This window comes from Enterobacter sp. A8 (assembly GCF_004296595.1).
Lineage (GTDB): Bacteria > Pseudomonadota > Gammaproteobacteria > Enterobacterales > Enterobacteriaceae > Enterobacter > Enterobacter cloacae.
The window spans coordinates 26,111-48,778 of record NZ_SCMF01000006.1; the positions used below are offsets into that span (position 1 = coordinate 26,111).

Here is a 22,668-nt window from a genome sequence, read left to right on the forward strand (position 1 = left end):
ACGCTAAGAAAACAAAAAAGGACGCCGAAGCGTCCTTTTTTATTCGGGGATAATTAATTAGCCCAGAACTTTAGCAACAACGCCCGCGCCAACGGTACGGCCGCCTTCACGGATTGCGAAACGCAGACCGTCGTCCATCGCGATTGGGTGGATCAGAGTCACAACCATCTTGATGTTGTCGCCTGGCATTACCATCTCTACGCCTTCTGGCAGTTCGATGGTACCGGTCACGTCAGTTGTACGGAAGTAGAACTGTGGACGGTAGCCTTTGAAGAACGGAGTATGACGGCCGCCTTCGTCTTTGGACAGGATGTACACTTCAGATTCGAACTTGGTGTGTGGCTTGATTGAGCCTGGCTTCGCCAGAACCTGACCACGTTCGATTTCTTCACGTTTGATACCACGCAGCAGAACACCAACGTTCTCACCAGCACGGCCTTCGTCCAGCAGTTTGCGGAACATTTCAACGCCAGTACAGGTAGACTTCGCAGTCTCTTTGATACCAACGATTTCAACTTCTTCACCCACTTTGATGATACCGCGCTCTACACGACCGGTAACAACGGTACCACGACCGGAGATGGAGAATACGTCTTCGATTGGCAGCAGGAATGGCTTGTCAATCGCACGCTCTGGTTCTGGGATGTAAGAATCCAGGTAGCCAGCCAGTTCGATGATTTTCTCTTCCCACTCTGCTTCGCCTTCCAGCGCTTTCAGCGCGGAACCACGAACGATTGGGGTATCGTCGCCTGGGAAATCGTACTGAGACAGCAGTTCACGAACTTCCATCTCTACCAGTTCCAGCAGCTCTTCGTCATCAACCATGTCGCATTTGTTCAGGAACACGATGATGTAAGGAACGCCTACCTGACGACCCAGCAGGATGTGCTCACGAGTCTGAGGCATTGGGCCGTCAGTCGCAGCTACTACCAGGATCGCGCCGTCCATCTGCGCAGCACCGGTGATCATGTTTTTAACATAGTCGGCGTGGCCTGGGCAGTCTACGTGTGCGTAGTGGCGAGTCGGGGTGTCATATTCAACGTGAGAGGTGTTGATGGTGATACCACGAGCTTTTTCTTCTGGTGCGTTATCGATCTGGTCGAATGCACGAGCAGAACCACCGTAGGTTTTAGCCAGAACGGTAGTGATTGCAGCAGTCAGGGTAGTTTTACCATGGTCAACGTGGCCGATAGTACCGACGTTGACGTGCGGTTTTGTACGTTCAAATTTTTCTTTAGACACGGCTATATTCCTTACTATAGTGCTCTCCCCTCAGGAGAGAGCACGGGACTTAGGTTTTAATCCTGTGGATTACTTACCACGGGCTTCAATAACGGCCTGAGCAACGTTGTTAGGCGCATCATCATACTTCAGGAATTCCATGGTGTATGATGCACGACCTTTGGTCAGAGAACGCAGCTGAGTTGCATATCCGAACATTTCAGACAGCGGAACTTCAGCGTGGATCTTAACGCCAGTTACTTCGGATTCCTGACCGCGCAGCATACCGCGACGACGGCTCAAGTCACCGATAACGTCACCGGTGTTCTCTTCAGGAGTTTCTACTTCAACCTTCATGATTGGCTCAAGCAGAACTGGTTTTGCTTTCTTAAAGCCTTCTTTAAAGGCAATAGACGCAGCCAGTTTAAACGCCAGTTCAGAGGAGTCAACGTCGTGGTAAGAACCGAAGTGCAGACGGATACCCATGTCAACAACCGGATAGCCAGCCAGAGGGCCCGCTTTCAGCTGTTCCTGGATGCCTTTATCAACGGCAGGGATGTATTCGCCAGGAATTACACCACCTTTGATGTCGTTGATGAACTCGTAACCTTTCGGGTTAGAGCCCGGCTCCAGTGGGTACATGTCGATCACAACGTGACCGTACTGACCGCGACCACCAGACTGCTTAGCGTGTTTACCTTCGATATCGGTAACTTTCGCGCGAATCGCTTCGCGGTAAGCAACCTGAGGTTTACCCACGTTCGCTTCAACGTTGAACTCGCGCTTCATACGGTCAACGATGATGTCCAGGTGCAGTTCACCCATACCTGCGATGATGGTCTGGTTAGATTCTTCATCAGTCCATACGCGGAATGATGGGTCTTCTTTCGCCAGACGGCCCAGAGCCAGACCCATTTTTTCCTGGTCAGCTTTGGTTTTTGGTTCAACCGCGATGGAGATTACCGGCTCAGGGAATTCCATACGCTCCAGAATGATCGGGTGATCCGGGTCACACAGGGTGTCACCGGTGGTCACGTCTTTCAGACCGATAGCTGCAGCGATGTCGCCCGCACGAACTTCTTTGATCTCTTCACGTTTGTTAGCGTGCATCTGTACGATACGGCCAAAACGTTCACGCGCCGCTTTCACGGAGTTCAGGATGGTGTCACCGGAGTTAACCACACCAGAGTAAACGCGGAAGAAGGTCAGGTTACCCACGAATGGGTCGGTAGCAATTTTGAACGCCAGTGCAGAGAACGGCTCGTCGTCGCTTGCGTGACGCTCAGCCGGAGTATCTTTACCGTCGTCCAGGATGCCGTTGATCGCAGGAACGTCAACCGGGGATGGCAGGTAGTCAACTACCGCATCCAGCATCGCCTGAACACCTTTGTTCTTGAACGCAGAACCACAGGTTACCAGGATGATTTCGTTGTTCAGAACACGCTGACGCAGAGCTTTTTTGATCTCTTCTTCAGTCAGTTCTTCACCACCCAGGTATTTCTCCATCAGCTCTTCAGAAGCTTCAGCAGCGGATTCGATCAGGTTCTGGTGCCATTCGTCAGCCAGGTCCTGCATCTCAGCCGGGATATCTTCGTATTCGAAGGTAACGCCCTGGTCTGCATCGTTCCAGTTGATGGCTTTCATTTTCACCAGGTCGATAACGCCGGTGAAGCCTTCTTCAGCACCAATTGCCAGCTGCAGCGGAACAGGGTTCGCGCCCAGACGGGTTTTGATCTGACCAACAACTTTCAGGAAGTTAGCACCCATACGGTCCATTTTGTTAACGAACGCGATGCGTGGAACTTTATATTTGTTCGCCTGACGCCATACGGTTTCAGACTGTGGCTGAACACCACCAACTGCGCAATAAACCATTACCGCGCCGTCAAGAACACGCATGGAACGTTCTACTTCGATGGTGAAGTCAACGTGCCCTGGGGTGTCGATGATGTTTACGCGATGCGGTTCGTACTGCTTAGCCATACCTGACCAGAATGCAGTAGTCGCTGCGGAGGTGATAGTAATACCACGCTCCTGCTCCTGTTCCATCCAGTCCATGGTGGCTGCGCCGTCATGAACTTCACCGATTTTATGGTTTACACCGGTGTAGAACAGAATACGTTCGGTAGTAGTGGTCTTACCGGCGTCGATGTGCGCACTGATACCGATGTTACGGTAGCGTGCGATGGGTGTTGTACGAGCCATTTGATTCCTCGTTTGTTTCTTTAGGCGTTCAGTTAAGTAACCCAGAGCGGGCAGCTTCTCTGAAGCGCCCGCCTGGTGACTAATACTCCGAAGGGATTACCAACGGTAGTGTGCGAACGCCTTGTTGGCTTCTGCCATACGGTGAACGTCTTCACGTTTCTTAACTGCAGTACCTTTGTTTTCTGCAGCATCAGAAAGTTCGTTCGCCAGACGCAGAGCCATGGATTTATCACCGCGTTTACGAGCAGCTTCAACGATCCAACGCATTGCCAGGGCATTACGACGAACCGGACGAACTTCAACTGGAACCTGATAAGTAGAACCACCAACGCGGCGGGACTTAACTTCTACAGTTGGGCGAACGTTGTCGAGAGCGACTTCGAAAGCTTCCAGTTCATTTTTACCAGAACGCTGAGCCAGGGTCTCCAGCGCGCTGTATACGATTGCTTCTGCAGTAGATTTTTTACCATCTACCATCAGGATATTTACAAATTTTGCCAGCAGTTCTGATCCGAATTTCGGATCTGGAAGAATTTTACGCTGACCAATGACGCGACGACGTGGCATGGGAATACTCCGTTGTTAATTCAGGATTGTCCAAAACTCTACGAGTTTAGTTTGACATTAAGATAAATCAGTTTGGCCTTACTTAACGGAGAACCATTAAGCCTTAGGACGCTTCACGCCGTACTTGGAGCGAGCCTGCTTACGGTCTTTAACACCTGAGCAGTCCAGCGCACCACGAACGGTGTGGTAACGAACACCCGGAAGGTCTTTAACACGACCGCCACGGATCAGGATCACGGAGTGCTCCTGCAGGTTGTGACCTTCACCACCGATGTAGGAAGTCACTTCGAAACCGTTAGTCAAACGCACACGGCATACTTTACGCAGTGCGGAGTTTGGTTTTTTAGGAGTGGTGGTATACACACGAGTACATACACCACGTTTCTGCGGGCATGCTTCCAGCGCAGGCACGTTGCTCTTTGCAACTTTGCGTGCACGTGGTTTGCGTACCAGCTGGTTAACTGTTGCCATTAAATAGCTCCTGGTTTTAGCTTTTGCTTCGTAAACACGTAATAAAACGACCTCATACAATATGAGGACGCGAAATTTTAGGGCTACGTCGAAAAGGTGTCAAGAAATATACAGCGATCTCAAATCACCAGTTCATTTGACTGGCGTGCGTCACAGTAAGATTGACGAAATCAGTATAGCCAACCACGTCAATTTTGGCTGAAATTTGACCAGAAAGACCCCGCGCATCCAGATCGTCCTTTAGCGCAGAGACAGTTATGGGGGCATTCGTGAGGATTTCAACGAAACGGCTGCCTTCCAGCGCAGCAAGTACGCCATCCTGAATCAGCAGCAGGTCATCACCTTCGCGCAGCATGCTCAGTAGCGTGTCGATATCACATTGCCACGGTGAGCGGCTCAGGGTATGGAGCATGGCAGCCTCAGAAAGTCAGAACAGTGTCGTAGTGAGAGAGTTGTTCGCGCAGCGCAGCAGAAGACAGGCACGTGACATCCAGAACAAAAGGCGTCTTCTCATCTAATCCGCGAGCGGCCAGCGAGTCGGCACACACATAGAAGGTTTCAATGTCGTACAGCGGCAACACTTTAAAGGTGGCGATGTAATCCCGCATCAAAATCGCCTGCGGTTGCTGGCCCGCCAGAAGCTGAAACACCCCGTCCCCTAAAAAGAAGACGCCGATCTCCTCGGTCAATGCAGATGTCGCGAGCAGCGCATCCAGCCCTTCTCGGCCCGATGCGCTACCGTGCGGGGCAGTGGTAAAAACAAACGCGATGCGTTTCATCAGAATTGCACCACTCGGTCACAGGTGAGCGCAGCCTGCGCCAGCGCGCCCAGACCACTTAGTGAAAATCCGGGCTGCAGGTTGGAACCGGCTAAATCAAGACGCGCGGCTTCGGTTGTATCAGCGACACCGCGACGCAGGGCCGCTGCCACGCAGATATGCAATTCAACACCCTGCGTCTCATTTAACGCCTGCCAGGCGCGCACCAGATCAAACTCATCGCTGGCCGGCGACGTAAACTGGTTCGCGTTATAGACCCCTTCCCGATAAAAGAAGACGCTCACCAGTTCATGTCCGGCTTTTAGCAGCGCCTGGGCAAATTGCAGTGCGCTGCTGGCCTGCTGAGTGCCATACGCCGGGCCTGTCACCATTAACGCAAAACGCATTACTTATCCTGCCCCAGGAAATCACCGCTTTTGAACTGGCGAATATAGAGGTAGACCGTATGTTTGGAAATGTTCAGGCGGTCAGCCACCTGATTGATGGCGTCTTTGATATCAAAAATGCCTTTTTCATAGAGATTCAGCACGATCTGACGGTTCTTGGCGTTGTTCGATACGTTGCGATCGGCATTCACCTCTTCAATCGTGAACTCCAGCGTCTGCGTGACGAGATCCTCAACTGAAGAGGCAAAGTTAACAGAAGAGCCCACGTCTGGCGTTTCAGGCGGAATAAAGGTGCTCATGATTTGCGAGAATGGCACATCAAGGTTCATGTTGATGCACAGCAGTCCGATCACACGATGCTCGCGATTTCGAATAGCAATGGTTTCTGATTTCATCAGCACGCCGCTTTTGGCGCGAGTGAAATAGCATTTGGAGACGCTGCTGTCCGCGCCGGTCATGTCATGCAGCATACGCAATGCAAGGTCGGTAATTGGCGAACCAATTTTACGGCCAGTATGCTCACCATTAGCAATGCGGATGGCGGAACACTTCAGATCTTGCAGGGAGTGCAATACGATTTCGCAGTGGGACCCAATGAGCATCGCTAACCCGTCCACCACCGCTTCGTAGGATTTCAGAATATCGAAGTCGGTCTGGTCGAAAGGACGTTGATCCAGCAAATCAAGTTCACTGGTTTCGTTGGTTAAAAGCGACCTGGACATGAAAAAAACACTCCTTTTCAGGAGCCTGTCGTTAGGTTTTCAGGGCAGGCTCATTATCTACACGGACAACTAAATTAATACAGCGTACCTGGCACTTTCCAGTGTTAATTATATCTGCCCCACAATAAAAAAAACCGCCGCCTTAAAGGCGGCGGTTTTCATCACATTACTTCTTCGCGTCTGCGGCAGCTTTTTGATCTGCCTGCGCTTCTGGTTTCGCATCGGCTTTCGGTGCCGGTTTGATATCCAGCAGCTCTACGTCAAACACCAGCGTAGAGTTGGCAGGGATACCCGGAACGCCGGTTTTGCCATAAGCCAGATCCGGTGGGATAACCAGCTTGATCTTACCGCCTTTCTTGATGTTTTTCAGACCTTCGGTCCAGCCTGGGATCACACCATCCAGACGGAAGGAGAGCGGCTCACCGCGGGTGTAGGAGTTATCGAACTCTTTACCGTCGATCAGCGTACCTTTGTAGTTCACCACGACAGTATCGCTGTCTTTCGGTGCATCACCGGTACCTTCTTTCTCAACTTTGTATACCAGACCGGTAGAAGAGGTTTTTACGCCCTTCTCTTTAGCAAAGGTATCGCGGTAGGCTTTGCCTTTCGCTTCGTTGTCTTTCGCGTCCGCTTCCATCTTCGTCTGAGCGGCACCTTTCACACGCGCTTCGAACGCCTGCAAAGTCTGTTCAATTTCCTGGTCAGACAGTTTGCTCTTATCAGCAAACGCATCCTGAACACCCGCGATCAGCTGAGCTTTGTCCAGTTTGATGCCCAGTTTCTCTTGTTCTTTCAGAGAATTTTCCATGTAACGACCCAGAGATGCGCCCAGTGCGTAGGCAGATTTCTGGTCGTCATTTTTGAACGCCGCTTTGCTGTCTGCAGTTGCAGCAGGCTTCGCAGCAGTATCAGCAGCGAAGGACAGCGGCGCGTTCAGCGCAACAGCCATCGTCGTCGCCAGCAGCGTTACTTTAAACAGTGATTTCATCCATATCTCCAGGGCCTGGGGACTCTCACCCCAGCATTAAACGTAAATGAGCTACGTACTATAAAACGTTGTGGAAGAAATCTACAGACAGACTCTCCCGATTCTCGCCACTTTTAAGACTATTTTTGTTTAAATAAGTTTCTTGCCAAAGGGATGGATACTGCACTAAGGAACAAACTCAGTTAAACTTCGCCGCCGCTGGCCCATTATGGCGAATCAGAAACAGACGAGGTGAATGATGAAGGACACAACGATTGAAGCGAGACTGGCTGAACTGGAAAGCCGCCTGGCTTTTCAGGACATCACCATCGAAGAGCTTAACCAGACCGTGACCGCGCATGAACTCGAAATGGCGAAACTGCGGGATCATATGCGCCTGCTGACGGAAAAGCTGAAGGCTACGCAGCCGTCAAACATCGCCTCACAGTCTGAAGAGACGCCACCACCTCACTATTGAGGCGAAAAAAAAGCGGGATAATCCCGCTTTTTTATTTTCCGTTATACGGAATTAGTGGCAGCCACAGCCGCCGTTACCGCAACCACCTTTACCGTGGTCGTGACCATGGTCGTGACCGTGGCCACCGCAGCAGCCGTCATGGCCGTGATCGTGGTCATGGTCGTGACCGTGCGCACCGTGAACGTGGCCATGAGCCAGCTCTTCTTCGGTTGCTTCACGGATAGCGACAACTTCTACGTTGAACTTCAGGTTCTGGCCAGCCAGCATGTGGTTGCCATCAACCACAACGTGGTCGTCTTCAACTTCAGTAATTTCAACCGGAACCGGGCCCTGGTCAGTTTCCGCCAGGAAGCGCATGCCAACCTGCAGTTCGTCAACGCCCATGAACACGTCTTTAGGAACGCGCTGAACCAGGTTGTCGTCATACTGGCCGTATGCGTCGTTCGCGCCTACAGCAACGTCAAATTTATCGCCAACTTCATGACCTTCCAGCGCGTTTTCCAGGCCGGAAATCAGAGAACCGTGACCATGCAGGTAGTCCAGCGGCGCACTCACCGGAGACTCATCAACCAACACACCGTCTTCTGTACGTACCTGATAGGCCAGGCTGACCACCAGGTCTTTTGCTACTTTCATGATATCTCCTGAGCGTGGGAAAATTGCTGGCGCAGATTGTAGCGGAAATCTGCACCCGTGTACCCTTTAGCTTAAAAAAACTCAGGGCATATCGCTAGTCCGGATGAAAAATGCCGATCACTTGCTCTTCTTTGCGCACATGATCGCGTGCTTCTTTGTCGGCCTCACGCATCTGGTGGCCGCACTTAACACACTCAACAACATCAATATTATTTTCACGCCACATTGCCAGAGTATCTTGCGCCTGGCAGGAGGGGCACTTTGCGCCCGCAATAAAGCGTTTACGTACAGCCATATTTGGTTACCCTTTATTCAAATTCGTCCCAGCCGTCCAGCTGGCGTCGTTCCTGCTGCATCTCGCGCTGGAAAATCTCCTCCAGCTCGCGACGCGCTTCCCGCACGCGGGAAATCTGCGCCGTATCCGTGTGTACGGGCATCAGCTCGCGCAGCATTCGCATATCCAGCCGTCGGAAGTGCATCTGGGCCCGCTGCGCCTGATGCGGGTGCATACCCAGCGAAATCAACGCTTTGCGCCCCAGCTCCAGCGCACTGGAAAACGTCTCACGCGAGAAGTGTTTCACACCCGCCTGCAACAGTTCGTGCGCTTCAACACGACCCCGCGCACGCGCCAGAATATGCAGATGCGGGAAATGCTGCTGGCAGAGTTCGACCAGCTTCATCGTATCTTCCGGATCGTTACAGGTTATGACGATCGACTCCGCCGCCTCCGCACCTGCGGATCGCAGCAGTTCGAGCTGCGTCGCATCGCCGTAGTAAACCTTGTATCCATATTTGCGCATCAGGTTGACCGCGCTGATATCCCGCTCCAGCACCGTGATGCGCATTTTGTTCGCCATCAGCAGACGACCAATCACCTGCCCGAAGCGGCCAAACCCCACCACAATCACTTGCGGCTTATCGTCTTCCACCCACGGGGCTTCGTCTTCATCATCAGCCGGGTTTAAGCGGCGCGACAGCAGTTGATCCACCAGCTTCATCAGCAGCGGTGTGGTCATCATCGACAGCGTGACCGTCACCAGCAGAAGCGCCATCTGATCGTCTTTGAACAGTTTCTGGGACGATGCCGTAGAGAACAGCACAAACGCGAACTCTCCCCCCTGGCTTAGCACGCTGGCAAACTGCATACGTTCCGAACTGCGCAGCCCGGATATACGCGCCAGGACATACAGCACCAGCGTTTTCACCGCCACCAGCACAGCCACGCTCACAATAACCCACAGCAGATGGGTATAGAGCACACCGAGATTGAGCGCCATGCCCACCGAAATAAAGAACAGCCCTAACAGCAGCCCTTTAAAGGGTTCGATCGCAATTTCCAGTTCGTGGCGGTATTCGCTCTCGGCGAGCAGCACCCCGGCGATAAACGTACCCAGCGCCATCGACAGCCCCAGCGCGTCCATAAACAGCGCAGAGCCTAATACCAGCAGCAGCGTTGCAGCGGTAAACACCTCGCGCACGCCTGACGCGGCGATAAAGCGGAACACCGGCCGCAGCAGAAAACGCCCCCCAATCAGCATGCCCGCAAAAGCCAGCACCTTCATGGAGACTTTTGCCCAGTCAAAGTGATCGTCACCCGGCCCGGCCAACAGCGGCACCAGCGCTAACGCCGGGATCACCGCTAAATCCTGAAACAGCAGCACCGAAAAGCCCAGTTGCCCCGACTCACTGCGGTTCATGCCCTTATCCCGCATCAGCTGCAATGCCATCGCCGTTGAGGACATGGCAAGGCCAATACCGCCGATGGTCGCCGCCTGCCACGAAAAGTCAGTGAGCATCAGCAACCCGGCCAGAATGGCCGCGCTGAACAGCACCTGCGCCGCGCCAACGCCAAAGATAGAGCGCCGGAGCTGCCACAGCTTTGACGGATTAAGCTCCAGGCCAATGATGAACATCAGGAAGACCACACCCAGCTCGGAGAAATGGAGAATTTCATCGACATCGCTGATGAATCCCAGCCCCCAGGGGCCAATCGCGATCCCCGCCAGCAGATACCCGAGTACCGCGCCAATACCGAGCCGTGCGGCCAACGGTACAGCCACCACCGCGGCAAACAAAAACAGCACCCCGGCGAGGAGTAAATTCGATCCTTCCATTAACGCCCTCCTGCCGGAATCGGTGATGCCAGCCATTCGCCATACGCTCTGGCGTGGCTCGCCAGCGCCTTCGGATCCTGACGCCGTGCCCAGTAGACAATAATCGGGCTCATCCAGTGCATTCGGCACATCGCCGCCGTCAGTTCAAACGGTCGCAGGATATCGCTCATCGGATAACGGTTAAGGCCATCGTAGCGGTAGGCGCTCTCCGGCTCACCGGTGGTAATCACACTACGCCAGTACTTTCCCGCCAGTTGGTTGCCCCCCACCCCGCTGGAAAACCCCCGGCTCAGCACCCGATCCAGCCACTCTTTCAGCAGGGCCGGACAGCTATAGGTATAGAGCGGATGCTGGAACACAATCACATCATGCTGACGCAGCAATTCCTGCTCGTACGGAATATCGATAAAGAAATCAGGGTAGTGCGCGTAGAGATCGTGCACCGTCACGTTACTGAGCTGAGTAGCCGGCTTAAGCAGGACGCGGTTTGCCACCGAGTCCTGAGATTCCGGATGGGCATACAGCAGCAGCACTTTTGCTGTCTGAGACATCACTCCCCTCCCGGTTCTGTTTCTGTTTTTGTGTATCGTCGTTGTTTTGGGCTACCATGGCGGCCCGGTGCGGAAAATGGCCCACACCTTACATTATCATAATGACAAATTAACATAGTCGGAACATACGGCGCTTCTATGATTGTTTTCTCCTCGTTACAAATTCGCCGCGGCGTGCGCGTCCTGCTGGATAACGCCACCGCCACCATTAATCCAGGTCAAAAAGTGGGTCTGGTCGGCAAAAATGGCTGCGGTAAATCCACCCTGCTGGCGCTGCTGAAAAACGAGATTAGCGCGGATGGCGGTAACTTTACTTATCCGGGAAACTGGCAGCTCGCCTGGGTAAACCAGGAGACGCCCGCCCTGAGTGAGCCGGCGCTCGACTATGTTATTGATGGCGATCGTGAATACCGTAAGCTGGAAGCGGAACTGAACGCCGCCAACGAGCGCAACGATGGCCACGCCATCGCCACTGTCCACGGCAAGCTGGACGCCATCGACGCGTGGACCATTCGCTCCCGCGCTTCCAGCCTGCTCCACGGCCTGGGGTTCAGCAACGAACAGCTTGAACGTCCCGTCAGCGACTTCTCCGGTGGCTGGCGTATGCGTCTTAACCTGGCGCAGGCGCTGATCTGCCGCTCCGATTTGCTGTTGCTCGATGAACCGACCAACCACCTCGATCTCGATGCGGTCATTTGGCTGGAGAAGTGGCTCAAGAGCTATCAGGGCACTCTGATTCTGATCTCCCACGACCGCGACTTCCTCGATCCGGTGGTGGATAAAATCATTCATATCGAACAGCAAAATATGTTCGAGTACACCGGTAACTACAGCTCTTTCGAACGCCAGCGCGCAACGCGCCTCGCTCAACAGCAGGCGATGTACGAAAGCCAGCAGCAGCGCGTGGCGCATCTGCAGAGTTTTGTTGACCGCTTCAAGGCCAAAGCCTCGAAGGCCAAGCAGGCCCAGAGCCGCATCAAGATGCTGGAACGCATGGAGATGATTGCCCCGGCGCATGTGGATAACCCGTTCCACTTCAGCTTCCGCGAACCGGAGAGCCTGCCAAACCCGCTGCTGAAGATGGAAAAAGTGAGCGCCGGATACGGCGATCGCATCATCCTCGACTCCATCAAACTCAACCTGGTGCCGGGTTCGCGCATTGGTCTTCTGGGGCGTAACGGTGCCGGTAAGTCAACGCTCATCAAACTGCTGGCGGGCGAGCTTAACCCGGTAAGCGGCGAAATCGGTCTGGCGAAAGGCATCAAGCTTGGCTACTTCGCCCAGCATCAGCTGGAATTTTTACGCGCGGATGAATCCCCTATCCAGCATCTGGCACGTCTGGCACCGCAGGAGATGGAGCAGAAGCTGCGCGACTACCTCGGCGGCTTTGGCTTCCAGGGTGATAAGGTCACTGAAAACACAGAGCGTTTCTCCGGCGGCGAAAAAGCGCGTCTGGTGCTGGCGCTGATCGTCTGGCAGCGCCCGAACCTGCTGCTGCTCGATGAACCGACCAACCACCTAGACCTTGACATGCGTCAGGCGCTGACCGAAGCGCTGATAGAGTTTGAGGGCGCGCTGGTTGTGGTCTCGCACGATCGTCACCTGATCCGCTCCACCACGGACGATCTCTATCTGGTGCACGACGGTAAAGTCGAGCCGTTTGACGGCGACCTGGAAGACTATCAGCAGTGGCTGACGGACGTGCAGAAGCAAGAGAACCAGCCGGAAGAGTCGGCGAAAGAGAACGCCAACAGCGCGCAGGCGCGTAAAGATCAGAAGCGTCGTGAAGCTGAACTGCGTACTCAGACTCAACCACTGCGTAAAGAGATTGCCCGTCTCGAAAAAGAGATGGAAAAGCTCAACGCCACGCTTGCCGCCGTTGAAGAGAAGCTGGGCGACAGCGAACTGTATGACCAGAGCCGTAAAGCGGAGCTGACCGACTGTCTGCAAACCCAGGCGAAGACCAAATCCAGCCTCGAAGAGTGCGAAATGGCATGGCTGGATGCCCAGGAACAGCTGGAAGCAATGCTGCAGGCTGACTGACACGCCGGGAGGGTTATGGGTTTCGATATCACGAGCGACATTACATTCCGTAAGCTCAGCATCTTCATGACGTTTATGGAGAAGGGCAATATCGCGCGTACTGCCGAAACGCTGGGTCTGAGCGGCGTCAGCGTGCATCGTGCACTGCATACTCTGGAAGAGAACGTTCGCTGTCCGCTCTTTACCCATAAGGGACGTAACCTGATTGCCCTTCCGTCCGCCTGGACGCTGCTGGAGTATTGTCAGGAGGTTATGCAGGTGATGGAGCGCGGGCTGGAAGAGTCCCGTAAAGTCGCCGGTATTGGTCAGGGACGGTTGCGCGTCGGCACGCTCTACTCGCTGACGCTGGAAACCGTGCCGCGCCTGATCATGGGCATGAAGCTGCGTCGCCCGGATCTGGAGATGGATCTGACGATGGGCTCTAACGATACGTTGCTGCATATGCTTGATGACGGTACGCTGGACGCGATCCTCATCTCGATTTCCGAAAGCAATATCGACCGCAACAGCCTTGAAGTCCTGCCCCTGTTTCATGATGACATTTTCCTGGCCGCGCCTGCCTCTGCCACGCTGAATACCAGCGGGCTGGCGGATTTACGCGATTACAAAGATCAGAAATTTGTCTCGCTGGCAGAAGGGTTTGCCACCTATGCGGGGTTCCAGGAAGCATTTCATATCGCCGGATTTGAACCGGAAATCGTCACCCGCGTGAATGACATTTTCTCAATGCTCAGCCTGGTTCAGGCGGGGGTCGGCTTTACGCTGATGCCGGGCAGGATGAAGAAGGTCTACGAAAATTCGGTGCAGCTACTGAAGTTGGCAGAACCGTACCAGATGCAGCAGCTTATCGCGATTGTGTTCGCCCGCAACCGCGAGCAGGACCCGAGCCTGCGGGCATTAGCCGCCGAAGGGCGGATGTATGCGCGCAGCCTGCAGGAAAGTGTGTGATACAAAACAAGGCAACCGAACCCGTAGGCCCGGTAAGGCGTAGCCGCCACCGGGCTAAAAATTCACGCACGAAGCCTTCCTGCCAGATGCACCGCCACATCCACACCGCTGCGCTCGAATGAAAGGGTCTCCCCTTCCCACGCCGCCTGACGTGTCAGGCAGGTCAGGACGCCACCGGGCGGCATCTCGATCGCCAGCCGGGCTTCGCGTTCGTTAGCGGAAATCATCGCCTCCTGCCAGCGCACCGTACGCGCCATGTTCATGGCCAGATCGTCCGCGATCTTTTCCGGCTGCCAGAGCACGCGCCCGGTGCTGCCGCTCAGGTACGCACAGCGTGGACGAGCCAGCGTGACGGACTCAAACGCCGCCGCCAGCTTTTGTGCCGGCTCCGCCAGCAGTTCACAATGGGATGGCACGCTGACTGCCAGCCTTTGCACTTTGCTCGCCCCCTTTTCCAGGGCGCGTTTTGCCACCTGCGCCATCCCTTCATCGGATCCGGCAATGACGATCTGCGTTTCGGCATTCAGGTTAGCAATATACGTTCCGCTACCCTCGATAAGCTGTTCCACCTGCGGCAGGGTTAAGCCCATGATGGCCGTCAGGCCGTAGCCGTGGGGCCAGGCCTGTTCCATCAGATCGCCACGCAGCGCCACCAGCTTAAGGGCGTCCGTAAATTCCAGCGCCCCTGCTACTACCGCCGCGGGATAAGCACCAATCGATAAACCGCTGACGATGTCAGGCGACACGTCACGTCGCTCCAGCTCGCGCGCCCAGGACACGCCAGCAATCAGCAGGGAAAGCTGAACCGCACGGGTATGGGTTAACGAGGCGGCACTATCCAGCGTATCAACTTCGGCACCCAGCACCTCACGCGCCTGAGCCAGTTCCGTTCCCGGCAGGTTTTGCAGCATACCTTCATGCTGCGTACCCTGCCCCGGAAAGGTAAACAGTATTTTCATCACTCCTCCCTGCGCCATGGGTCTGCCACCAGGCGTGGCCCACGGCGGGTTTTCAGCAGCGTTTTGCCATCGCGCAGCCACTCCGCCAGCGCGAATCCGCCCTCTGGTGTATCCACCTGGGTATCAGCCCGGCACAGCGCACCACTCAACTGCGACTGCCAGGCGGTAAACGCGTCGGGTGATATCGGCTGCGGGGCGCGGATCAGCAGATCAAGATCGCTGTCGGCATGGATCACCGGAATGCCGGTCGCCAGCGCATAGCCGGTGCTGCCGGTTATGCCCCACGTCCACGGCCACGACTGCTGAGCAAGCTGTAACGCCACCTGAACCGGTGGTTGGGTGACAAACGGCGAACGCAGCAGATCGGCGGTGACGCACAGCTCTTCAGGTGACACCACGCGTAACACATTCCCGGGCTTCACCCATCCAGCCGCCCGCTGGTCGCGGCGCAGTCCGCGCACGCCAACGGGGATTCGGTCATCGTTATCAACATCACGCCGCACCACCACCGGCAGGCCGGTATGCCAGGCGGCATCCACCCAGGTTTCAGTAATACCTTCCAGCGCGTCGCGCGAGGTAAGCCAGATGAGGTCGTGGGGGCGTAATGTTGTGGTCATGATTACATTCCTGAAGTCAGCGAGATAAACAGCGGCAGCGACAGGATACACAGGACTGAGCTTAACAGCAGTACCGCTTCTGCATCCGGTGACTGCACGCCAAAGCGGTTACCAAACACGACCCCGAAGAAGCCCGCAGACAGCGCAATCATCAGAATGGCGGTGATCGCCACGGAGCCGTGCAGACCGAAGATTAAAACGATACCCCAGGCAATGGCTGGCTGGATAAGCAGCTTAGCGATGGTGGAAGTGATCACCATGGTGTTGATCTGCAGCTTACGGGCAGAGAGGATCACCCCAGTCAGGAACAGCGCCGCAGCGGTGGCGGACAGCCCCAACGGTTTAATTGCAGAGAGGACCAGTTCCGGCATTTTGATGCCGATGGCGGATAAAATCACACCCAGCAGAGGCCCCATCACGATCGGTTTTTTAATGGATCGCCACATCAGCACCGGCAGCATAGAGAGGGTTGAGCCGGAGGTATTGCCCTCAGCGCGCGCTTTTTCCCGCTCCAGGATCAGCAGACAGAACGGCGTCATCAGCACGGACCCGCAGGCAATAGAGACCGCCACAGACAGAGACGTGGTAGATCCTTCACCCAGCACGCTGCCCAGAATCGGCAGACCAAGCGCCGCATAGTTTGGCAGCGCGACGGTGAGCGTCAGGACGGCCGCATCCTGAGGGGATTTTTTAAAGACCTTCGTGGCAAGAAAATAGATGGCTGCGTAGGTGACCCACATCGCCAGAGTCAATACCAGGATCAGTGGCGACTGCGCCACGATACCGGTCCACGGGTTTTGCACGGTCGCGCTGAACAACGCAGCAGGCAGCGCAAAATCCATGACGAAGATATTGAGCAGGGAAACATTTTTGTTATCGACCATCTTTGCCTTACCGGCCCAGAATCCCAGCAGCATGATGACGAAAATCGGTGCGAGAGCATGAACAATTACGTAAGTCATAAATCACCTGTGATTAAAAAGAAGTAGCACTGGCGCGATGATTATTATTTTCAGGATGCAGTTTCCCGCACGGGCGTAACGGATACGCCCGTGAGGTTGTGCATCTGGCAGGTCTCTTTTTACTTACCAGCTGGCGCGCATACGTTCGCGTACGAGCGCCGAGCTGCGGCGATTGTCAGCACCCAGACGGCTTTTCAGCGTCGGATCCTGACGAGCGTCACTGATGGCCTGTTGCAGGGTGGTTTTCACCAGCGTCAGGTCGCTATCGGATGGGGCATCCGGGTTGCTGATATCCAGCAGGCTCGAGAGCAGCCCCAGCGTGGCGTAGTTGCTGATGTCATACGCCATAGGTGGAATAGTGGCGGCCAGTTTTTCCAGCGCCTCCACGCTGCGCAGGGTGATCCGCGCGGCAGACGCTTTCCCCATGGCATGGATGAGCACGCCTTTATCGTTAAAAGCAATCAGGCGGTTGGCCTGGTAGCCATGCGCCAGAAACGCGCCGGACATGGCTTTACCCACAATCAGGCCAATTACCGGATGACCCGCCAGGCGCGCGTTGGCGTAGGCGGCCGCAGCGCCTGCCAGCGCCTGGTGGATACCAAACGCCTCTTCGCGACGGCCATAAGCCTGGCTTGGGACGTCGATCACCGCCACAATCGGGCGTTTAACGGCTTTATCAGCATCTGCCGCGACGGTTTCGCTGACCACTTTCGCCAGCGTCCAGCCTTCAAGCAGGCCGACTTCCCCTTTCGCCGCGCGCGGGAAGTGGTTGTTGGCATCCGGCACTACGGCGATAAAACGCACCGTTTCACCGTTCAGCTCGCCGTCTGCCGCCTGCACGGACGGGCACAGCCCCTCAATACGTTTGGCGTTCGGGGCGAGGGTTTCCAGCCAGCGTGCGCCACGGCTCATTGCGTTACTCATCATTTCACCTCCCGGGCAAAAAGCGCGTTAATCTGTTCGGCATCGGCCTGTTTGCGGGTGTCGAAATTCATCAGGCGGTTCAGGTAATCGTCGTAGTTATCGGTGCGATGTTTTGCCGGTACGCCTTTGGCGATGGCCTCGTTCATCGCGGCTTTCACCGCATTCACGCCATCGCCGACCAGCGCGTCCACCAGCCCGCTCTGATAGCGCACCTCGCCGCCGGTCATGCTCCAGATAAACGGACGGTCGCGGGAGTCGTACTCTTCAATGCCCGCTTCCTGCTCAATAACCTGCGGACCGTTTAACCCCAGACGCGCTTCGCGGGTCACAATCAGGTAGCTGCAAAGCGCCGCCGCGATGGACATGCCGCCGAAGCAGCCCACGGTTCCGGCCACAATCCCGATAACGGGCGTGTAGCGACGCAGGTCAACAATCGCCGCGTGGATATCGGCAATCGCCGCCAGGCCGAGGTTGGCTTCCTGCAGGCGTACGCCGCCGGTTTCGAGGCACAGCACCGCCTGAGTCGGAATGCCGTTGCGGTTATCTTCCGCCGCCAGCTCCAGCGCTGCTGCCATTTTCGCGCCGGAGACCTCGCCCATGCTGCCGCCCTGGAACGCGCCTTCAATCGCCACGACGACCGCAGGCTGGCCGTTGATAGTCCCTTTCGCGACCACCATGCCATCATCGGCCTGAGGCACAATGCCCTGTGGCCCCAACCACGGAGAGATAATGCCTGCAAACGGATCCAGCAGTTCGCGGTAGGTGCCCTCGTCGAGCAGCGCCTGCGCACGCTGGCGCGCTTTTAATTCGATAAAGCTGCTGTCATCACGCATGGCTCACCCCTTCAAAAACCTGTTCGATACGAATGCGCGCCACGCCCGGCGTCGCGCCAAAGTCGTGGATGGTCAGTTTGCCTGCGGGCAGACTGCTGACGGTCTCCAGGCGGCTGAATAATGCCTCCCAGCGTCCGCGGCTGTTGTCGACGGAGGTGGTGATATCAATGGTTAAGGTCTGGCCCGGTTCGGCGGTAAACAGCACCTCCATATCCCCGGATCCAACTACCCCTGCCAGCGCCCGGCCGCGTAACGTGCGGCTGGCTGGCATGGTCAATGTGATTTTTTCCATAACATCCTCTTAATGCTTTGAATAGGGCGTTTCGACACGGTCAAGAAACAGCGTGGCGGCAAGCAGGTCGGCGGCACCGCCCGGTGAGGCATTGAGCGTCAGCATCTGGCGATCTAACCGCGCCAGCGCCTGCTGCCCCGCGAGCGTTGCGCATCCTCCGGCGTTCAGTACCGCCCGGGCGCCGTTCTGCATGGCGTCCAGCCCCTCCATTCCAGCGCGCGACAGCACGCAGGTATCGGTGAGCGAGGTCATGATTGCCATCAACGCGTCGAGTCTGGCGTTTGTTTCGCTGCTGCCGTTGAGACGGCTCAGGCGAAGCTGCGGCAGCGCGCGCTGCATGATGTGCGGAAACGCCTGCTGAGCCTCTTCCCGCGCGCCCGGTACGCGGTAGCGGTGCGTGGCGCGTAACCCCTTACTGAACACCTTCGGTGCCGCGTCGTCCGGGAGTTTCGCCAGCTGTGCGGCGGTGTTAGCGACGGTTTGCGCGCGGGCATCGCCGCCCAGCATCGCCACCGCGCTCACCAGCAGTCCCAGCGCCCAAATTGCGCCACGGTGCGTATTCACGCCGTCGGTGGCGATCATCATCTGCCGTTCGCCTTCACGGCCAAGGCGGCCAACGGTTTGCCGTAGGGCAATATCCGCCGGACGCTGCCAGCTCTGCTGCGCCAGCGCCTGAAACGTGGAGGTCAGGCTGTGCGCGGAGCGCTCCATCAGCGCAAGCGATAAATCGTGGTGCGCGCCGTTCCCCCGACTGTCCACCAGACCGGGTTTCGGGCTTAAGCGTGCTTCGTCAATCAGACACTGCGTGGCGGTTCGCGCCAGCCATTCGGCACCGCCTTCAACCTGAATCTGGGGCAGTAGTGTCATTACCAGCTCCGGAATTTCGCAGGTGGGTTGTAGAGACCGCCGGACCACTCAACGAGGTCAGCCACGCTGCCCGCCGCCAGCAGAGAGCGGGTGGCATCGGTACGGCGAATCCCCATATCTTCCGGGTACACGACCTTGCCGCTCTGGCGCAGTTCCGCCACGCGTCTGGCATCCACGCCCAGACCGATATCGGTGATACCGGCCACGGCTGCGACCATGGCGCGACGCTCTTCCAGATCTTTTGCCCGGTAGAGGTAGGCAATCCCCTCTTCCGTCAGCACGTGGGTGACGTCATCGCCGTAAATCATCACCGGTGCCAGCGGCATGCCGGAGGCTTTCGCCACGTCAACGGCGTCCAGTTTTTCCACGAAGGTGGGCTTCACGCCCGCCTGGAAGGTTTCCACCATCTGCACAACCAGTTTTTTACCGCGTTGCATCGGGTCGGGTTCGGTGATCATGTTCAGCCAGGCCGGAGTGGCGTGGCGACGGCCGTGTGGATCATGGCCCATGTTCGGCGCGCCGCCGAAGCCGGAGAGACGACCGCGGGTCACCGTTGAGGAGTTGGCGTAACCATCCACCTGCAGGGTTGAGCCGATAAACATATCCACGGCGTACTGGCCCGCCAGCTGGCAGAAGGCGCGGTTGGAGCGCATGGAGCCGTCAGCACCGGTGAAGAACACGTCCGGACGGGCGCGGATGTACTCTTCCATCCCCAGTTCGCCGCCGAAGCAGTGCACGCTCTCCACCCAGCCGCTTTCAATTGCCGGGATCAGCGTCGGATGCGGGTTCAGCGTCCAGTGTTTACAGATTTTGCCCTTCAGGCCGAGCTGTTCACCGTAGGTGGGCAGCAGCAGCTCAATTGCCGCGGTGTTAAAACCGATCCCGTGGTTCAGAGACTGCACCTGGTGTTCAGCGTAGATGCCTTTGATGGCCATCATCGCCATCAGGATATGTTCCTGTTTGATCAGGCGCGGGTCGCGGGTAAACAGCGGTTCGATAAAGAATGGCTTGTCGGCCACCACCACGTAGTCAATCCAGGAGCCTGGGATATCAACGCGCGGCAGGTCGCATTCGTCGTCCACCAGCTCGTTAACCTGTGCGATGACGATGCCATCGTGGAACGCGGCGGCCTCCACCAGCGCCGGGGTATCTTCGGTACTTGCCCCGGTGTAGAGATTGCCTTTGCGGTCTGCTTTAAACCCGGCGATCAGCGCCACGTTTGGTGAAAGGTCGACGTAGAGACGTGAATACAGTTCGATATAGGTATGAATAGCACCGATTTCGAGTTGACCATCCTCCAGCAGCTGGGAGATGCGTAGGCTCTGTGTGCCGGAGAAGGAGAAGTCCAGCTTACGGGCAATGCCCTTCTCAAAGATATCCAGATGTTCACTGCGGCCAACGCTTGGCATGATCATGTGCAGGTCATGCACAATTTGCGGGTTTACTTCGGCCAGCGAGCGGGAAAGAAAATCCGCCTGCTTCTGGTTGTTGCCTTCCAGAACGACCTTATCGCCTGGCGCGATCAGCTTTTCCAGCATGGCGACAAGGTCGCCGGTTGGCAGAACCTTGCCCTGCACCGGTACGGAGGCCAGACGACGCGCTTTTTCGCTGCGTCGGGTGTTCCATTGCCGGGTGGGTATTTGCCCAGATAACATTATTAACCTCCTGATTCAGCACATCATTTTGATTTGCTTAACGCTGAGTAAAGTCTGCACCCTGGCGGAAAAGGCATCAATTAAGCGTAGAGTGGAATCATTAGCCTGAGAGTAATAATCAAGGTAAATATTTGTGATCGGGATCAGTTCATGCTTCGGAAAACCAGGCTAAACGGGGTACAATTCGGAAGGTATAGTAAATTTCTGACAAGAATCAGCATCGCCCTTATGACCCAAATCATTCCCTCAGACTTCGACCTCACCGCCGAAGACAGCACTGATTTCGTGCCCATGCGCGGCGTGGCCAACTGCCACCTGCAGACCATGCTGCCGCGCCTGATCCGCCGCAAGGTGCAGTTCACTCCGCACTGGCAGCGGCTGGATTTGCCGGACGGTGATTTTCTGGATCTCGCCTGGAGCGAAGATCCCGAACAGGCGCGCCATAAACCCCGCCTGGTGGTGTTTCATGGTCTGGAAGGCAGCCTGCACAGCCCGTATGCCCATGGGTTAATCCAGGCGGCAAAAGCGCGCGGCTGGCTGGGCGTGGTGATGCATTTTCGGGGATGCAGCGGCGAGCCGAATCGTCAGAAACGTATCTATCACTCCGGCGAAACCGAAGATGGCACCTGGTTTTTGCACTGGCTGCGGGATAATTTCGGCACTGTGCCGACGGCGGCGGTGGGCTATTCGCTCGGCGGAAATATGCTGGCCTGTCTGCTGGCCAAAGAGGGAGACGCGGTACCGCTGAATGCCGCGGTGATTGTCTCTGCCCCCTTCATGCTGGAACAGTGCAGTTACCACATGGAGAAAGGCTTTTCCCGGGTCTATCAGCGCTATCTGCTCAACCTGCTAAAAGCCAATGCGGCGCGCAAGCTGAAGGCCTATCCGGATACCCTGCCAGTAAGCCTGCGACAGTTGAAAAAGGTCCGCCGCATTCGTGAGTTCGACGACCTGATCACCGCCAAAATTCATGGGTTCGCCGATGCCATTGACTACTATCGTCAGTGCAGCGCCATGCCGCTGCTCAGCAAGATCACTCAGCCGACGCTGATCATTCACGCGAAAGATGACCCGTTTATGGATCATCACTCCATCCCTGCACAGGAATTTCTGCCCGACAACGTTCACTATCAGCTGACCGAGCACGGCGGCCACGTGGGGTTTGTCGGCGGAACGCTGCGTCGCCCGAAAATGTGGCTGGAGACGCGCATTCCTGACTGGTTAACCCCTTACCTGGACGGTGCAACATGATTATCCCCTGGCAGGATCTGGCGCCCGAAACGCTCGATAATCTGATCGAAAGCTTTGTCTTGCGTGAAGGCACCGATTATGGTGAACATGAACGTTCGCTTGAGCAAAAGGTCAACGATGTTAAACGTCAGCTTAAGAGCGGCGACGTGGTGCTGGTGTGGTCTGAACTGCATGAGACGGTCAATATCATGCCCCGCAACGCGTTTCACGGCTGATCTTT

Annotated in this window: 26 protein-coding genes; 5 read left to right on the plus strand and 21 right to left on the minus strand. The window is 56.0% G+C overall.

Annotated features, from left to right (window positions below):
- Window positions 1-57 precede the first annotated feature (57 nt).
- From tuf to fkpA, 9 genes are all read right to left on the minus strand, one after another.
- Window positions 58-1,242: an elongation factor Tu gene (gene tuf / locus EQV24_RS19740; protein WP_023620081.1), complete on the minus strand. Its 1,185-nt coding sequence runs from the start codon at window positions 1,240-1,242 to the stop codon at window positions 58-60.
- Window positions 1,243-1,311: 69 nt separating this feature from the next.
- Complete coding sequence (fusA, locus tag EQV24_RS19745; RefSeq protein WP_013099032.1) at window positions 1,312-3,426, minus strand: elongation factor G; 2,115 nt, start codon at window positions 3,424-3,426, stop codon at window positions 1,312-1,314.
- 96 nt (window positions 3,427-3,522) lie between these two features.
- Entirely contained in the window at window positions 3,523-3,993 is a 471-nt protein-coding gene (gene rpsG / locus EQV24_RS19750; protein WP_003861706.1) for a 30S ribosomal protein S7, read from the minus strand.
- Window positions 3,994-4,089: 96 nt separating this feature from the next.
- Entirely contained in the window at window positions 4,090-4,464 is a 375-nt protein-coding gene (gene rpsL, locus EQV24_RS19755; protein WP_000246815.1) for a 30S ribosomal protein S12, read from the minus strand.
- A gap of 124 nt (window positions 4,465-4,588) precedes the next feature.
- Window positions 4,589-4,876, minus strand: coding sequence for a sulfurtransferase complex subunit TusB (gene tusB, locus EQV24_RS19760; RefSeq protein ID WP_013099033.1), 288 nt, complete (start codon window positions 4,874-4,876; stop codon window positions 4,589-4,591).
- Between the two features lie 7 nt (window positions 4,877-4,883).
- A complete protein-coding gene (tusC, locus tag EQV24_RS19765) occupies window positions 4,884-5,243 on the minus strand; it encodes a sulfurtransferase complex subunit TusC (protein WP_013099034.1) in 360 nt (119 codons plus the stop codon).
- Window positions 5,243-5,629: a sulfurtransferase complex subunit TusD gene (gene tusD / locus EQV24_RS19770; protein WP_130626953.1), complete on the minus strand. Its 387-nt coding sequence runs from the start codon at window positions 5,627-5,629 to the stop codon at window positions 5,243-5,245. The genes tusC and tusD overlap by 1 nt, the downstream gene beginning before the upstream one ends.
- Window positions 5,629-6,351 (minus strand): transcriptional regulator, encoded by a 723-nt coding sequence (locus EQV24_RS19775; RefSeq protein ID WP_003861697.1) that lies wholly within the window; start codon window positions 6,349-6,351, stop codon window positions 5,629-5,631. Before EQV24_RS19775 ends, tusD begins: the two co-directional genes overlap by 1 nt.
- Window positions 6,352-6,517: 166 nt before the next feature.
- Complete coding sequence (gene fkpA, locus EQV24_RS19780; RefSeq protein ID WP_013099036.1) at window positions 6,518-7,339, minus strand: FKBP-type peptidyl-prolyl cis-trans isomerase; 822 nt, start codon at window positions 7,337-7,339, stop codon at window positions 6,518-6,520.
- Window positions 7,340-7,577: 238 nt separating this feature from the next.
- Between fkpA and EQV24_RS19785 the strand changes: the two genes are divergently transcribed.
- The gene (locus tag EQV24_RS19785; protein ID WP_003861693.1) at window positions 7,578-7,796 is read left to right on the plus strand and encodes a protein SlyX; all 219 of its coding nucleotides are present in this window, start codon (window positions 7,578-7,580) and stop codon (window positions 7,794-7,796) included.
- Between the two features lie 51 nt (window positions 7,797-7,847).
- Here the strand turns inward: EQV24_RS19785 and slyD are convergent, their stop codons facing one another.
- The 4 genes from slyD to kefG form a co-directional block, all read right to left on the minus strand.
- Window positions 7,848-8,432 (minus strand): peptidylprolyl isomerase, encoded by a 585-nt coding sequence (gene slyD, locus EQV24_RS19790; RefSeq protein WP_013099037.1) that lies wholly within the window; start codon window positions 8,430-8,432, stop codon window positions 7,848-7,850.
- 94 nt (window positions 8,433-8,526) lie between these two features.
- A complete protein-coding gene (locus EQV24_RS19795) occupies window positions 8,527-8,727 on the minus strand; it encodes a YheV family putative zinc ribbon protein (RefSeq protein WP_013099038.1) in 201 nt (66 codons plus the stop codon).
- A gap of 13 nt (window positions 8,728-8,740) precedes the next feature.
- On the minus strand, window positions 8,741-10,546 hold the full coding sequence (kefB, locus tag EQV24_RS19800; protein ID WP_102752896.1) for a glutathione-regulated potassium-efflux system protein KefB: 1,806 nt from the start codon (window positions 10,544-10,546) through the stop codon (window positions 8,741-8,743).
- A complete protein-coding gene (gene kefG / locus EQV24_RS19805) occupies window positions 10,546-11,097 on the minus strand; it encodes a glutathione-regulated potassium-efflux system ancillary protein KefG (protein WP_029882146.1) in 552 nt (183 codons plus the stop codon). The genes kefB and kefG overlap by 1 nt, the downstream gene beginning before the upstream one ends.
- Window positions 11,098-11,235: 138 nt before the next feature.
- On the opposite strand from kefG, the gene EQV24_RS19810 reads away from it, so the two are divergent.
- Complete coding sequence (locus EQV24_RS19810) at window positions 11,236-13,140, plus strand: ABC transporter ATP-binding protein (protein ID WP_013099041.1); 1,905 nt, start codon at window positions 11,236-11,238, stop codon at window positions 13,138-13,140.
- Window positions 13,141-13,155: 15 nt separating this feature from the next.
- The gene (locus EQV24_RS19815) at window positions 13,156-14,088 is read left to right on the plus strand and encodes a LysR family transcriptional regulator (RefSeq protein WP_013099042.1); all 933 of its coding nucleotides are present in this window, start codon (window positions 13,156-13,158) and stop codon (window positions 14,086-14,088) included.
- A gap of 62 nt (window positions 14,089-14,150) precedes the next feature.
- Here EQV24_RS19815 and mdcH read toward each other — a convergent pair whose 3' ends face one another.
- The 8 genes from mdcH to mdcA form a co-directional block, all read right to left on the minus strand.
- The gene (gene mdcH, locus EQV24_RS19820) at window positions 14,151-15,047 is read right to left on the minus strand and encodes a malonate decarboxylase subunit epsilon (RefSeq protein ID WP_130626954.1); all 897 of its coding nucleotides are present in this window, start codon (window positions 15,045-15,047) and stop codon (window positions 14,151-14,153) included.
- Window positions 15,047-15,664 (minus strand): malonate decarboxylase holo-ACP synthase, encoded by a 618-nt coding sequence (locus EQV24_RS19825; RefSeq protein ID WP_023619825.1) that lies wholly within the window; start codon window positions 15,662-15,664, stop codon window positions 15,047-15,049. Before EQV24_RS19825 ends, mdcH begins: the two co-directional genes overlap by 1 nt.
- A gap of 2 nt (window positions 15,665-15,666) precedes the next feature.
- Window positions 15,667-16,626: an AEC family transporter gene (locus EQV24_RS19830; protein WP_130626955.1), complete on the minus strand. Its 960-nt coding sequence runs from the start codon at window positions 16,624-16,626 to the stop codon at window positions 15,667-15,669.
- Between the two features lie 123 nt (window positions 16,627-16,749).
- The gene (gene mdcE, locus EQV24_RS19835; protein ID WP_058661014.1) at window positions 16,750-17,550 is read right to left on the minus strand and encodes a biotin-independent malonate decarboxylase subunit gamma; all 801 of its coding nucleotides are present in this window, start codon (window positions 17,548-17,550) and stop codon (window positions 16,750-16,752) included.
- Complete coding sequence (locus EQV24_RS19840) at window positions 17,550-18,383, minus strand: biotin-independent malonate decarboxylase subunit beta (RefSeq protein WP_058660977.1); 834 nt, start codon at window positions 18,381-18,383, stop codon at window positions 17,550-17,552. Before EQV24_RS19840 ends, mdcE begins: the two co-directional genes overlap by 1 nt.
- Window positions 18,376-18,675: a malonate decarboxylase acyl carrier protein gene (gene mdcC / locus EQV24_RS19845; protein ID WP_058684281.1), complete on the minus strand. Its 300-nt coding sequence runs from the start codon at window positions 18,673-18,675 to the stop codon at window positions 18,376-18,378. The genes EQV24_RS19840 and mdcC overlap by 8 nt, the downstream gene beginning before the upstream one ends.
- Before the next feature lie 9 nt (window positions 18,676-18,684).
- Window positions 18,685-19,542, minus strand: coding sequence for a triphosphoribosyl-dephospho-CoA synthase (locus EQV24_RS19850; RefSeq protein WP_013099049.1), 858 nt, complete (start codon window positions 19,540-19,542; stop codon window positions 18,685-18,687).
- Window positions 19,542-21,197: a malonate decarboxylase subunit alpha gene (mdcA, locus tag EQV24_RS19855; RefSeq protein WP_013099050.1), complete on the minus strand. Its 1,656-nt coding sequence runs from the start codon at window positions 21,195-21,197 to the stop codon at window positions 19,542-19,544. Before mdcA ends, EQV24_RS19850 begins: the two co-directional genes overlap by 1 nt.
- A gap of 228 nt (window positions 21,198-21,425) precedes the next feature.
- On the opposite strand from mdcA, the gene EQV24_RS19860 reads away from it, so the two are divergent.
- Together EQV24_RS19860 and EQV24_RS19865 are read left to right on the plus strand one after the other, a co-directional pair.
- Complete coding sequence (locus EQV24_RS19860; protein ID WP_013099052.1) at window positions 21,426-22,448, plus strand: hydrolase; 1,023 nt, start codon at window positions 21,426-21,428, stop codon at window positions 22,446-22,448.
- Entirely contained in the window at window positions 22,445-22,663 is a 219-nt protein-coding gene (locus tag EQV24_RS19865; protein ID WP_013099053.1) for a YheU family protein, read from the plus strand. The genes EQV24_RS19860 and EQV24_RS19865 overlap by 4 nt, the downstream gene beginning before the upstream one ends.
- Window positions 22,664-22,668: the final 5 nt, after the last annotated feature.